Annotated in this window: 14 protein-coding genes; 8 read left to right on the forward strand and 6 right to left on the reverse strand. The window is 43.3% G+C overall.

The features are described from left to right. Window positions 1–105: 105 nt before the first annotated feature. The 6 genes from HII16_RS14660 (at window position 106) to HII16_RS14685 (ending at window position 4980) form a co-directional block, all read left to right on the forward strand. The gene (locus tag HII16_RS14660) at window positions 106–984 is read left to right on the forward strand and encodes a PHP domain-containing protein (protein WP_169131255.1); all 879 of its coding nucleotides are present in this window, start codon (window positions 106–108) and stop codon (window positions 982–984) included. Window positions 985–993: 9 nt separating this feature from the next. Further along, the gene (locus HII16_RS14665; protein WP_169131257.1) at window positions 994–1614 is read left to right on the forward strand and encodes an L-threonylcarbamoyladenylate synthase; all 621 of its coding nucleotides are present in this window, start codon (window positions 994–996) and stop codon (window positions 1612–1614) included. A gap of 12 nt (window positions 1615–1626) precedes the next feature. Beyond that, window positions 1627–2448, forward strand: a complete 822-nt coding sequence (locus tag HII16_RS14670) for a ScpA family protein (protein ID WP_169131259.1) — start codon at window positions 1627–1629, stop codon at window positions 2446–2448. Between the two features lie 8 nt (window positions 2449–2456). Continuing rightward, entirely contained in the window at window positions 2457–3035 is a 579-nt protein-coding gene (scpB, locus tag HII16_RS14675; protein WP_169131261.1) for an SMC-Scp complex subunit ScpB, read from the forward strand. A gap of 38 nt (window positions 3036–3073) precedes the next feature. Beyond that, window positions 3074–3946 (forward strand): 23S rRNA pseudouridine(2605) synthase RluB, encoded by an 873-nt coding sequence (rluB, locus tag HII16_RS14680; RefSeq protein ID WP_169131263.1) that lies wholly within the window; start codon window positions 3074–3076, stop codon window positions 3944–3946. Window positions 3947–4140: 194 nt separating this feature from the next. Then, a complete protein-coding gene (locus HII16_RS14685) occupies window positions 4141–4980 on the forward strand; it encodes an alpha/beta hydrolase family protein (protein ID WP_169131265.1) in 840 nt (279 codons plus the stop codon). A 36-nt stretch (window positions 4981–5016) separates the two neighbouring features. Here the strand turns inward: HII16_RS14685 and HII16_RS14690 are convergent, their stop codons facing one another. From HII16_RS14690 to norR, 6 genes are all read right to left on the reverse strand, one after another. Further along, window positions 5017–5415 (reverse strand): hypothetical protein, encoded by a 399-nt coding sequence (locus HII16_RS14690; RefSeq protein ID WP_169131267.1) that lies wholly within the window; start codon window positions 5413–5415, stop codon window positions 5017–5019. 41 nt (window positions 5416–5456) lie between these two features. Beyond that, complete coding sequence (locus HII16_RS14695) at window positions 5457–5951, reverse strand: methylated-DNA--[protein]-cysteine S-methyltransferase (protein WP_169131269.1); 495 nt, start codon at window positions 5949–5951, stop codon at window positions 5457–5459. 96 nt (window positions 5952–6047) lie between these two features. After that, a complete protein-coding gene (locus HII16_RS14700) occupies window positions 6048–7484 on the reverse strand; it encodes a DNA-3-methyladenine glycosylase 2 (protein ID WP_169131271.1) in 1437 nt (478 codons plus the stop codon). A 245-nt stretch (window positions 7485–7729) separates the two neighbouring features. Further along, on the reverse strand, window positions 7730–8293 hold the full coding sequence (locus HII16_RS14705) for a DUF882 domain-containing protein (protein WP_169131273.1): 564 nt from the start codon (window positions 8291–8293) through the stop codon (window positions 7730–7732). Between the two features lie 311 nt (window positions 8294–8604). Continuing rightward, window positions 8605–10368, reverse strand: a complete 1764-nt coding sequence (locus HII16_RS14710) for a mechanosensitive ion channel family protein (RefSeq protein ID WP_169131275.1) — start codon at window positions 10366–10368, stop codon at window positions 8605–8607. Between the two features lie 462 nt (window positions 10369–10830). After that, window positions 10831–12402 carry a nitric oxide reductase transcriptional regulator NorR gene (gene norR, locus HII16_RS14715; RefSeq protein WP_169131277.1) on the reverse strand — a complete coding sequence of 524 codons (1572 nt, stop codon included), beginning with the start codon at window positions 12400–12402 and terminating at the stop codon, window positions 10831–10833. Between the two features lie 235 nt (window positions 12403–12637). On the opposite strand from norR, the gene HII16_RS14720 reads away from it, so the two are divergent. Both HII16_RS14720 and hmpA read left to right on the forward strand, forming a co-directional pair. Then, complete coding sequence (locus tag HII16_RS14720; RefSeq protein WP_169131279.1) at window positions 12638–12910, forward strand: hypothetical protein; 273 nt, start codon at window positions 12638–12640, stop codon at window positions 12908–12910. Between the two features lie 190 nt (window positions 12911–13100). Further along, a complete protein-coding gene (gene hmpA, locus HII16_RS14725) occupies window positions 13101–14294 on the forward strand; it encodes an NO-inducible flavohemoprotein (protein ID WP_169131281.1) in 1194 nt (397 codons plus the stop codon). The last annotated feature ends 11 nt before the right edge of the window (window positions 14295–14305 follow it).

Consider the following 14305-nt stretch of genomic DNA (forward strand, 5'->3'; position numbering starts at 1 on the left):
GCTGCCTGTTAATTTCAACTGTAAACACGTAAAATGCTTAGATACTTATCTTAATTGATAAACACCTAAAGTGCTTGATTATTTATAGGAAAACGTAAATCGACCATGAAGTCAATACAAAGCGCAGAAAATATGTCAGAAGATTACAAATTAATACGCGTTGATTTGCATTCGCATACAACCTGCTCTGATGGACGTTTAACACCTGCTGAACTTGTCGAGCGCGCGACGACCTTCCAAATCGAGCAATTGGCTATCACCGATCATGATACCGTACAGGCATTTGCGCTAGCGCAAGATTATATCGAGCAAAAAGGATTAAAGTTGCGCCTGATCAGTGGTATTGAAATATCGACGATGTGGCAAAATTTTGAAATTCACATTGTTGGCCTTAATGTTGATACCCAACATCCGGCATTAACCGCTCTGATTGAACAGCAACAACAAGCTCGAGAACAAAGGGCGACGTTAATGGCTGAAAAACTGGCTAAGGCTGGCTTTGCTGATTGCTACCAACAAGCGAAGCAATACGCAAGAGGTGGCACCATAACGCGGGCTCACTTTGCGCGGGTGCTGTTTGATCGCGGCGATGTCAGCACCATGCAAAAGGCATTTGATAAATATATCGGTAAAGGTCAACGTGCGTTTGTTAAGCCACTGTGGTGTTCAATAGAACAAGCACTCGAGGTGATTAATCTCGCTGGTGGTCATAGCGTTATTGCGCATCCAATGAAATATAGCTTATCAACCAAGTGGTTACGTCGACTAATTGTTGATTTTAAAGCCGCAAATGGCGATGCTATGGAAGTGGCTTCGCCACAAATGAATGAGCAGCAACGTCAGTTGTTGGTCACACTCTGTAATGAGTATGGACTAGAAGCGTCTGTAGGTTCCGATTTTCATTACCCTAACCGATGGAGTGAGTTAGGGCGTAATCTGCAGTTAAAAAGTGATGTGAGCGGTATCTGGCGTCACTGGAATTAAGGAAATTTAATGAGTCAGTTTTTTTACATGCACCCTGATAACCCGCAGGTACGACTAATACGTCAAGCGGTGGCAATTATTCAGCAAGGTGGCGTAATCGTTTACCCTACAGATTCTGGCTATGCGTTGGGTTGCCACATTGGTGATAAAAAGGCCTTGGATCGCATTTGCCGCATTCGCGACATCAGCCGTGAACATAATTTTACCCTGGTGTGTCGCGACTTATCTCAGCTGGCGGAATACGCACGAGTCGATAACGCTAACTTTCGCATATTGAAAAACAATACTCCTGGTCCATATACCTTTATTTTTAAGGGCACCAAAGAAGTACCAAGGCGTTTACTTAATGCCAAAAAGAAAACCATCGGTATTCGTATACCGGAAAATAAAATCGCACAAGACTTACTGGAAGAACTTGGTGAGCCATTAATGTCGACGACATTGATCTTGCCGGGTAATGAGATGGCTGAATTTGACCCTGAGCTTATCCGCGATAACTTAGAACGACATGTCGATTTGATCCTAAACGGTGGTTATCTCGGTGAGAAACCGACAACGGTGATCGACTTTACTGATGACTACCCGAAAATTTTACGTGTTGGTGAAGGGGATCCTGAGCCATTTGGCTGATCGTCATTAACTATGGATAAGACCTCGGTAGCACTAGATAATAACAAAGGTGAAATGCTGCAACAGTTGTTGCCATTGGCTGTGGTACATGGCGAAGCCGTTGTCGAGAAACCGCAAGACCTATTCATTCCGCCGGATGCCTTGGAAATCATTTTAGAAGCATTTGAAGGGCCATTGGATCTGCTGTTGTATCTGATCCGCAAACAAAAGTTCGATATTGTTGAGCTGCCAATAGCCGAAATTACTCGCCAATACATGGACTACGTTGAGCTAATGAAAGACTTAAAGCTTGAATTGGCGGCTGAGTATCTGGTGATGGCGGCGATTTTGGCAGAAATAAAATCGCGATTATTGTTACCAAAAACAGATATTGAAGACGAAGAAGATGATCCCCGTTCTGAATTAATTCGACGCTTGCAGGAATACGAGGTGATTAAGCAGGCCGCTGAACAAATGGATTTACTGCCGCGAATGGAACGTGATCACTTTGAAGCCAGTGCCAAGCTACCTGAGGGCTTTAAACCAAGATTGGTGGAAGCTGACGTCGAATTACAAGAATTGGTATTGGCGATGCAAGGGGTGATAAAACGCGCCGCGGCATTTGAACATCACCATATCGAACGGGAAAGTTTTTCGACTCGCGAACGAATGAGTCTGATCCTAGCCACTCTTGATAGACAGCGCTACAGCGAATTCAGTCAATTGTTTCAGCCTGAAGAAGGCAAGGCCGGCGTTGTAGTAACATTTTTGGCGATTTTGGAATTGATAAAAGAATCTATGATTGAATGCATTCAAGCCAATGCCTTTGGTCAGATACAGGTGCGTTTAAGGTAATAACAATAATGGCAAAAATTGAAGATGAATTTTTAAAATCTGTGGTTGAGTCGATGTTATTCGTCTCGGCAGTACCGTTATCGATTAAAACCATGCAAGAAACCTTGCAAGAACAAGCCAGTCTTTCAAAAAAACGGCTGCAAACTATTTTACAACAGCTGCAAAACGATTATGATGCACGCGCAATTGAATTGGTCGAAGTTGCCTCTGGCTACAGATTCCAAGCTAGGCAGCAATTTAGTGACTATATCGCTTTGCTTTATAAAGAAAAAGCACCGAAATATTCACGCGCCTTACTAGAAACTCTGGCGTTAATTGCGTATCGACAACCGATTACACGAGGCGAAATAGAAGATATTCGCGGAGTATCGGTAAGTAGTTATATAATTAGAACGTTACAAGAACGAGAATGGATACGCGTGGTTGGCCATAAAGAGGTCCCAGGGCGCCCAGCATTATTTGCTACGACCAAAGAGTTTCTGGATTATTTTTCCTTAAAATCACTGCAACAATTACCGCCATTGTTGGATATTAGCGACATCGACGTCGATGATAAGCAATCGCAAGCAGTGACAGAGGACGCATAACTTGCCGCGAAGGCAACGCACATGAATGAGAAGATTAAATGTCTGAAAAATTACAAAAGGTGCTGGCACGCGCTGGTAAAGGTTCACGCCGTGAAATGGAAGGTGTTATCAGCCAAGGCCGAGTCAGTGTCGATGGTAAGGTCGCGTATTTAGGCGATCGAGTTGATGGTACTGAGCAAATACGTATTGATGGTCACGCCGTTAAAATTGCCGATGCCGAAAGCCAACCTTGTAGAGTGTTAGTGTACAACAAACCCGAAGGGGAAATGTGTACTCGTAAGGATCCTGAAGGTCGTCCAACTGTATTTGATCGTTTACCGAAAATTGATGGCAGTCGTTGGGTTGCCGTTGGTCGCTTGGATATCAACACCTCAGGTATGTTGATTTTCACTAATGATGGTGAATTGGCGAATCGATTGATGCACCCATCCCATGAAGTCGAGCGCGAATACGCGGTTCGTGTCTTTGGTGAAATAGACGAAGCCATGTTGCAACGTCTGCGTCATGGCGTAAAGCTTGAAGATGGCATGGCTAAGTTTAACAAAATCACCTACACAGGTGGTGAAGGTCGTAATCATTGGTTCCATGTTGTGCTTACCGAAGGACGTAACCGTGAAGTACGTCGTCTTTGGGAAAGCCAAGATGTACAAGTTAGCCGCCTGATTCGAGTTCGCTACGGTGATTTGCAAATGGATCGTCGCTTACCTATGGGCGGTTGGGTTGAATTAGGCCTCAAAGACGTCAACTACTATCGCAAATTGGTTTCATTAACAGTGGAAACTCAATCGAAAGTGGCGGTAGATGAAAAACGCATTGACCACAATAAGAGCCGCAAAATTCGTAAGAACGTCAAAAAGCATCAACAACGTCGTGCACAAAGTCAGACACAATCACGACGCAAACGCAGATAATATCTGTAACAAACTGATTTATATCATATTTAAAAGCGTACCTAAGCAGTACGCTTTTTTATATCCCGCTTATGGTGTTCGCTTTAATTTGATCTTGTCGCGGTAATGTTTGATTACGCTGACTTTGCTTCTTGGCTGATAATTTGCCACAGTTGGTATCATATTATCCCTTTAATCTAATCGAGAGCGTCACCATGAAAGTGTTTGCCCATCAACTCGTTCAGGCGGTCATTCTGAGCATGGTAATGTTATCTAATGCGTTGATGGCAGCCTCGTCGCAGCCAGCATTAAATCGACATCAACATCAAAATCAACAGCAACCTCAACATCAGCAACAAACTTTTGTTGTCGTGCACGGTGCGACCGGTGGTGGTTGGGATTGGAAACAGGTGGCCAAGCAATTACGGGCAAAAGGCCATGACGTGTATCGGGTCACCTTAACCGGCTTAGGCGAGCGTTATCATTTAGCCAATGACTCGATCAATTTGACCACACATATAAATGATGTGGTGAATACGATTACCTTTGAACAGCTCGACAAAGCTGTTCTCGTCGGCCATAGTTACGGTGGCATGGTGATCAGTGGGGTGATGAATGAAATGCCTAACAAAGTCAGCCACGCGATATTTCTTGATGCATTGGTACCGGCGCATGGTATGAATGCGTTGCAAATTTTGTCGATGAAGTATGAAGACCTGCCGATTAAAGATGGTGTAACATATTTCCCTTGGTTATCTGCTGATGCGCCGTATCCAAAAGACGTACCGCACCCCGCAAAAACATTATCGCAGCCGATAACATTCAATAATCCTAAGCTGGCTGATATCAACAGTACCTATATTGGCTTTGTGCCGGAAGGCAATTCGGTAACCGAGCGCAAACGTAATGATAAATCATGGCAGCTCGCAGAAAAGCGTGGTTGGACAATTCGTGTTTTTGCTGGCGATCATGTGGTTTATCGCATCAAGCCTGAGCAAATGGCGCAGCTATTGATTGACAGCCTTAGCGATCGCAATACCAGAGCGAACAAATAACCATAAATAAACACAAATAACGATCGATAACGTAGACTAATCTTGTTGATGTTGATGTTGCGGTGACTGATCTTTTGCCACTGGGGCAGGAGTGATTCGGTAGGCGGCTTGGATAAATAACAGATGTTGTACGTGACGCTTATTTTGGCGTTGTTGTATCCAGTCACTGGTAATAATATCGCGCTGTAACGCCGCTTCTAATACCCTTACTGGATATTGGCCATAGTAATGACAGCTCGCCTCGATGTGGCAGTCGTTATTAGGATATTGCTGGCAACGTTGCTCAACCAATTCTTGTTGTAAATGGCTAAGCAATTGTGGCTTGATATCGGTCATCAGCCAGTCGATAAATTGGTTATAGCGCTTTGCTTGAACCAGTCGCCAACTCATCCAAACCAATAATGCCAACGCCAGTAACGGTAAAATCAAGTCCATTCATATCACTCATTAATATTGAGCTAAGCAGTATACGTTGCTTACGGTTTAAAATCAGCCCCTTCATGCATCAGCAATTGCGCTTTTATACCTATTCCGCCAGCATAACCGGTTAGCTTTTTATTGCTGCCGATAACTCGATGGCAGGGCACAATAATGGCTATTTTATTATTACCGTTGGCGCTGCCTACCGCGCGCACCGCTTTGGGGTTAGCGATCGCATCGGCAAGCTGGCCATAACTGTAGGTGGCGCCAAATTGTATCTTGGTAAGCGCATGCCATACCTTTTGTTGAAATGCCGTTCCCGCTTGTGCGAGTGGTAGGTCAAATAAGCGACGTTTGCCTTGGAAATATTCATCTAATTGCTGCACTGCATTGGCTAAGTGTTTTGGTGCATCATCGTTTGCCAACTGATAATCGGCTGTCAATTTAACCGCAGCGGCGCCTTGTTGAAACGCAACTTCGACAATGCCGTGCTCATTAGTGACAACGATAACCTCACCGCATGGGCTTTGTATGATTTGATAGTAGAGCATGTTATTCCTGTTTTGCTGACAACCTAAGCGGGTTTATTTCTATCGGTATTAGTGTATTCATTTGTGTGTCTGTGTCTGTGTCTGTGTCTGTGTCTGTTAATGTGCTAGCGAGTGCCATAAATAAATAGCAGCATAGGCACGCCAAGGACGCCATGCCTCGGCTTTTTGCAGTATCTGTTTTGGCTTTAACTCGCCGCCTAAGGCTTTTATGATGCCTAAATCGGCCGCAGGGAATGCATCATTCATACTCAAACCGCGCATCGCCAGATAATTTGCAGTCCAAGGACCAATACCTTTTAATTCACATAACTGTCGTTCTAACTGCTCCGCAGACTGAGGTGCCACAAATAAGCGTTTATTATCCCGATAAAAGCTCACCCAACGCTGCAAAGTCGCCATTCGCGTCATGGTGATGCCCATATCATTAAATTCAGCACCGGCTAAGGCTGTCGGGCTTGGGAAGTAATGACTAAGCCCTATAGGTGAAGACTCAGAAGCGGTAAATGCTTGACCGTATCGCTCGTTGATACGACTAGCAAGTGTGGTCGCCGCTTTTACTGTAATTTGCTGCCCTAGTATGGCGCGAATTGAAAATTCAAATACATCGAAACAACCAGGTAGGCGCAAGCCAGGGCAATCACTAATCACTTGAGCAAGTTGCCTGTCCTGACCTAAATGCTCATTAACGGTATCAATATCGCAATCAAGATCAAACATCACTCTGATGCGTTTGAGTACTTGGCCTAAATACTGATAATCACTGAGTTGCAAATCTACCTGCAAATAATCCTGATCATGAAAACTGACTTTAAACCAACCGTGGCAAATACGTTGCTCATTGTCATCAAATAATTGCAGGGTACGGTGATAGGCCTCATCAATCAACTCGACGCCGGGAATGAGGCGGGCTTTGAAAAAATTAAGCATCAATGGCCAATTGTACTGGCCTTGATAGGCAAGCTTTATCGAATACACATCATTATCACTCGCTTTGCCTTGTTTGCGAACTTGCGTAGGACTGAGTTGATAATGCTGTTTAACGTTATCATTAAAACTACGCAATGAACCAAAACCAGCGATAGTGGCTATATCACTTATCGCCAATCCCGTGTGTAATAACAAGGTGCGCGCGGTGATCAGTCGTTGGTGATTAATAAATTGCTTTGGTGATACCGAAAGGTTTTGTTCAAATAAACGTTGTAGTTGGCGTTCACTCACACTCATTCTTTTGGCGAGCTGGGCTACGGTTAAATTCGGCTGTACTCGCAATAACTCAATGGCTTGTTCAATATGGCTTGGCAATGGTTGATTCGGTGCAAGTTCTGGTCGGCATCGTTTGCAGGCATTAAAGCCATTCACCTCAGCTTGCACGGCAGTATGGAAATAGCGCACATTTTGTTCAAGCGCAGGGCCGGCTGGACATGTCGGTCGGCAGTATATACCTGTGGTGATCACGGCGGTGTAAAACTTGCCATCAAAGCGACGATCTTTTGATAATCGTGCTTGTTGGCATATGTTGCGATCAAGTTGCATGCTCGAGCCTTTGTCAATGATATTGACTCGATCATAAAGCAATTCTGTTGGCCATGCTCGCGAAAATGCGACATTAGCTGTAAAAAATTCGTATTCGCTGAGAAAACTTTACGTGGCGCTGAAATGGGGTTTGATAAGCTTTTGAGCCGCACTTGATTGGCTTTTGACTAGCGCGTGATTAGTGTTTAGTCAACACGAGAGTCAAGCGCTCAGTCAATTTATGAACAGAGCGCTTGCTGTTGCGATTACCAACTACGTACCCATGCGGTATCGATATGCACGAACCCTGAGCCTGGATAGTAACCAACGCCACCTAGCTTTAATGCCTTAGCGGCATCTCGTACTCGGCTTAGTTCGATACCTGGAATGGCAAAATCAATGGCTTTACCTTTCATATGAAAACTTTTCTTCGCAACACCACCGCTGCGCTTGGCAAGCATGGCATTGGTTTTTGGCGAACGGTAACCGGAAATAATATGGATTTCTCTATCCGTGGCTAAATATTCTTGAATCTTGTGCAAGAACTCAAACAACTTAGGATCCATTCTGGCACTTTCATCTTGACGGTGATCACGCAAATTATGATTGAAGGCGGTCATCACATCGCTCTGATAACTGCCATTCACATAAAAAATGCCTTGTACACGTTCGCCGGTATGACGGTTGTATAAAGACAAACGTTTAACTTCATTGCTTACTGGTAACGATGCATAGGCTTTACCTGAAAACAAAGGTACTGTAGCACCAAGGGCAATCATGCCACTGGCTTTCTTAAAAAATTGACGACGATGTGAACAAACTAAGCTCATACTACCTCTCAGTTCTATAGCGCATTATTATGTGTTTAAATTTTCGGCTAGATTAGCAAAGGCTGAGGTAAAAGCAATAGTGTAATCTTTGTACAATAAAGTGTTATCAAAGGTAATCAAGGCTAACTTATTACCCTAGTTAACAATTTTAGCAATTGATAGATATCGAATAAATTGTACCAATATTGTATCAACAGCCAAAAAGCGCGATTAAAGGCGACAATCTGCGCGATTAAACGCCTTATTAAATGGCGATTATAGTCAGATACTCAGCCTTTAAACATGACAGTTGAATGGAGGTAGTTAGCTGTTTAAGTGGGCTCTGAGTTTGGTTTGTCAGCACCCAGTTTGTGGATGTAGACGTCTTGTTGTGGGTATGGAATGGTTATACCTTCCTCATCAAATCTTAGCTTTACCGCTTTGGTGATATCCCAATAGACATCCCAATAGTTATCGGTTTTAACCCAAGGTCTGACGATAAAATCAACCGAAGAGGTATTTAGAACGTGTAACTTAATTAATGCTTCCGGCATTCTTAATGTGTCAGGGTGATTGGTTACAATGTCGTTTAAAATTTTCTCAGCATGCAATATATCATCGTCATAGCCAATGCCAAACACCATATCGACTCTGCGAATGCGTTCATGGGTTACATTCTTAATCACATCGCCCCAAATTTTACTGTTAGGGATCATGATCACTTGATTATCAAACGTACGAATGGTGGTGTTTACTAAGCTCATATGACTGACCTTACCATCAACACCACCGGCAAAGACAAAGTCACCAACATCAAAAGGCTTGTAGATAAGCAACATCATGCCGGATGCTAAGTTCGATAAGGTATCTTGTAAGGCAAAACCAATAATAATACTGGCAATACCAAAACCGGCGAGCACCGGTGTCATGTCCAAACCTAATTGCGATAAACCGAACAATATACCGATCAACATGACGATCTTACCGGACATGGATACGATGAAGTCTTTCATCAATGTCGACACTTTTAGCTGGGTGCTGTCGGTTGCGCGACGAACCACAATGGCGGCTAATTTTGATAGTTTTCTGGCGACAAAAAGAATCAGCACAAACATCAGCAATTTAAATAGGTAAGCCATGCCGTTATTGACCAACCAGTCCACGGTAGAATTGAGTAGGCTTTTCAATAATGAAAACAATACTTCCAGATTTAATAACTCGTATGTAAATTCGCCAGTCGTTTCAAAGACTAATTGTTGATATTCACTGGTTTCAATCTGTAAGTCATCGGCAATGTCGATAATCGCCTGCGTGCTGCTAATGGCGATACCGAGCCGTTGGGCAATGATAAGTTCGGCTACTTGTAATTTAGCTTTTTCTGAATCTGGGCTAACCGATATTTGTTCGTCGATAATAGCTTGTTGGCGGTTGTAGTAATTTATCGACGCCGATAATAATCTTAATCGCTGTGTTACATCGGCCTGTAATACTTTTTGCTCGCTTTCAATAGGTTGGCCAAGTTTGCTAAGCCAGTTAAGATTTTCTATTCGCCATTTGTATATCAGATCAAGGTAGGAGTTCAATTCACGAAAATAATTAAGGATAACCAGCTTTTGCTCTGGCGTTTGTGTCGACAGTTCCTCTGTTAACGCTTCGAGTCGGTTGTTAAGAAAATCTGAGGCGTTTTTGGCATAACCAATTTGACCATCGACGAGGCCTTTAGCGAGCTGAGTCTCGACGTTTTTATTGTCGATGGCATTATCGATGTCTCGGCGCAGCTCAATATTTTTGTAAAATAACTGCAGTTGTATCGCACCGGAATCTTCACCTTTAGCATCTTCTAGTGTTTTAACCAATGCTATAATTTCGGCATTTATGGTGTCTATTTTTTGCGAGAGTTTTTGGCTTTCAGTAAGTTCTTTGTCAGACTTTTTATTTGCCTCGCTTGATTCTTTCTTTGGGGGTAACTGTGATGACGACTTTACAGATTGTTGCGCTTGCTCATTTGCGTCAGAGTTTGCGGCAATAGTCGTCGATGAAAACGAACAGATCAATGCTAACAAGGTGAGGAAAATAATTGGCAGCGTTCTATTCATGTGATCTCGTCTATTATTGTTGCGCTATGACGTTAACTGTCAGCAGGAATATGTTATCCCTAGTACAGAGTCTAGAACAATATAGATGTTTTGCTGTTTACATCGTTAAGGTGTTGATTTTTTTATGCATTAAAAGGGTGTTGTCTGACTGCTTTTAGTTTGATTTGCGCATGGTAGTTATATCTCGATAACCACTTTGCCCATGCCTTTGCCACTGGTTAACCTATCTTGTGCCGCATCAGCTTGTTCAAAATGGTGTGCTTATCAGCTATTACGTTCTGGCAGCTTGGTACAGGTGTTAACAGACTACCCGTTAGTCAATCACGGCAATTTGGTTTTTTGTATCCAAGCAATCGTTTATTGGCCCCCAAAGTCAGAGTCTTTGTCGACTATTTGAGTGATCATTATGAAAGCCAACCGTCTTGGCAATAAACGCCTGTGTTCAAGCTCGTTAAATAAGCTTTAGCTGACTTGTTTGCTGATCACGATATTGAGTCGTTTGGCAAGTCGCTGCAAATTCGCTCTATCAATCTGTAAACGTTTTGCTGCTTTGCTCCAGTTACCTTGCTCCTGTTCTAACACCTGCTTAATGAGTTGTCGCTGGTAACCATCAAGGTGTTGTTTTAGGTTTATTGACTCAGCGGCAGGGGCTGATACCGAGTCGATGACAGTATTTTGCGCAACGGCATTGCTCGCTACATTGAGCAATTGTTGGCAATCAGCACGTATGATGGTGGTTATCTTGCCTGTTGCGCGAGCACTGGCAGATAAAGCCGCACGATTAATGAAATGCTCTAATTCGCGAATATTACCAGGCCAGTCGTAATTGCCCATCATGGCAATAACCTCGCTATCAATGCGCAATTGGTTGATGCCAAGTTTGCGCTTGAGTGACTCAATAAAGTAACCCGCCAGTAAATCAATATCCGATAACCTGTGCTGCAATGCCGGAACGTGGATCGGATAAACGTTCAATCGGTGAAACAAGTCGCTTCTAAAGCGGCCATGTTCGACTTCGGTTTTCAAATCACGGTTAGTGGCGGCGATAACTCTTACATCAACATTGATGATGCTGTCTTGTCCGACTTTTTGAATTTCATTGCTTTGCAATGCACGCAGTAATTTGCTCTGTGCCGCCAGAGGTAATTCGCCTACTTCATCGAGAAATAAGGTACCGCCATCGGCGACCACAAATTTACCGGCACGATCTTTATCAGCACCAGTAAATGCGCCTTTGACGTGACCGAATAATTCACTTTCAATAAGATTTTCTGGTAGTGCGGCACAATTAACGTACACCATGGTGTGTTCGGCACGTTTTGACTGCAAATGAATATTGTGTGCAACCAGCTCCTTACCCGTACCACTTGCCCCTTCAATTAACACTGAAAAATCAGACGGCGCGACAAGTTGTATTTCGTGTTTCAATTTAACCATTGTTTCGCTGTTACCAATCAACTCATATTGATGTTTGGCGTCATTGTGTACGTTGAGTTCAGCCATGACTTGTTGTGAGTGCAGGTATCTGCTTTCAAGTAATTCAATATTCAAGGCATTATTGAGACTGACTGCTGCCATAATCGCGATGATTTCCAACGTGCGTTCTGGAATATCATCAAATACATTCGGCGTTAACGAGTCTAGGGTTAATACGCCAATCAGACGTTTATTAAAGCTCAGTGGAATACCCATACATGCATGCACGGGTAAGTCGCCATCGCGATCGAGTAACAAGCCATCATAAGGGTCTGGTAGTGGGCAGTCGCGGCTAAATCGAACCACTTTATTTGACTGACTGATTTGTAGCAGGCGAGGGTGCTCCGAGGTTTGAAAGCGCCTGCCCAACACATCTTTACTTAAACCTTGCTGTGCTAACGGCACTAACACCTCTCCCTTAACCGTCAGTAATGCGACGGCTTCACAGGCGATGACTTTACGTATGGTACTAAGCAGTTGATCAAAGCGATCTTTGGCATCTAGGCTGCGTGCCAAGTCCAATGACAGTTCAAGTAATGCGGTTTGCGATATATGCATAGAACACTAATATGAGTCGTTTTTATACATTGTAGTCAAAATGACACAAAAATACAGTGTGTCATTTTGACACTTTTCGAGCTTTAGCGACGATTTAAATTACAGGTTTCCTTGTAAGTTGTTGTAATGTATTGATTTTTGCATGTTGGCACAGTAGTTGTACTACAGTAATTAAAGCAGTCATTGCATTAGTAATAATCCAAGCAACGCAAATATAAAACTTAAAGGCCATAATATGTACGCACAATTTTTCAACAGCTCAGATTTTTCATTTACCGCAAACCAAGCGAATTATCAAAATTGTATTATTGGTGGTAACTGGTTAATGCTGGTGTCGCTGCTGATCACCTTGGCCTGTTTATTTATTTCTTATGGTGTTGATCAATATTTTTCCATTGCCTCGCAAGTTGCAGCGCATATCAGCACGGTATTGTTCGCTGGGTTATTTAAGATTGGTTATGTCATCCGTTGTGTTGGCGTTCACGGTTTAGGCTACAAAGTATTTTAAGTCAGGCTCTAGGCCTTTTTGCAAGTAAGTTTTCAAACCGGTTCCAAGCTCAAATATTGAGCTTGGAACACCATTTTATTGTATTAAATGTTAAGTCAGCGCCAACATATCGCCAGTTAGCAATATACTGTGTAATGTATCGACGAAGACTTAACACATCTTATCGAATAAAAATCAGGAGAGTGTTTCGATGTTAACAACCCAAGATATCCGTATTGTAAAGAGCACGGTGCCATTATTAGAAGCGGGTGGAACCGCGATTACCGACCATTTTTACCAACGTATGTTCAACCATAACCCTGAACTGCAAGATATCTTTAACATGAGCAACCAGCATACCGGTCGGCAAAAGCTCGCCTTGTTTGAAGCGATCGCTGCCTATGCCAAAAACATTGATAATATAGCAGTGCTAAAACATGCGGTTGAGCGCATTGCGAACAAGCACACCAGTTTTCACATTCAACCGAAAGATTATGACATTGTTGGTCATCATTTAATTGAAACCCTGCGTGAACTGTTGCCAGAGCAATTTACCGAGGAAGTGGAATCCGCTTGGACCAAGGCATACGGTGTGCTAGCTAATGTGTTTATTGATCGCGAAGAGCAGCTATACCAAGACAGGGAAAACAGCAAAGGCGGCTGGCGTGGCAAACGCGCATTCGCGGTGGTGGACAAAATACAAGAGTCAGAGCTGGTAACCAGCTTTGTATTTGAGCCGGTAGATCAACAAGCGGTCATGGACTATCAGCCAGGGCAATATATTGGTATCGAACTCAAACCTAACACGTCTAACCATATTGAAATACGTCAATATTCTTTATCGACAGCGGCAAATGGCAAACAATACCGCATTTCAGTGAAGCGTGAACAAGGTCAGATTCAAGGATTAATGTCTAACTATTTGCATGATCATATTCAGGTTGGCGATTTGCTTGATTTACATCCGCCAGCAGGCGACTTCTATTTCATCGACAAACAACAACCGGTGGTGTTGATTTCTGCTGGCGTTGGTGTGACGCCAATGCAGGCGATATTAGATACCTTGGTTGCACAAGGTTATCAGCAACAAGTGAGCTATTTACATGCGTGTGAAAATGCCAAACAACATTCGTTTAACAGCCATACACAATCGATTTGTCAGCAGCATGGCTGGCAACATTTCACTTGGTATAACCAAGGTGTGCCGGCAGGCGACACGTTAGGCGAGAACATCGCTATTGGGTTTATGGACTTTAGCCAAGTCAGTTTGCCGTTGAGCCAGGGCGATTTTTACCTTTGTGGTCCACTTGCGTTTATGGACTTTGCTAAACAGCAATTATTAAACCTCGACGTAAGCGAAGAGCGGATTCATTATGAGGTTTTTGGCCCTCACGCTAACTTATAATACGGTTAACA

This window comes from Thalassotalea sp. Y01 (genome assembly GCF_012932945.1).
Classification (GTDB): domain Bacteria; phylum Pseudomonadota; class Gammaproteobacteria; order Enterobacterales; family Alteromonadaceae; genus Thalassotalea_A.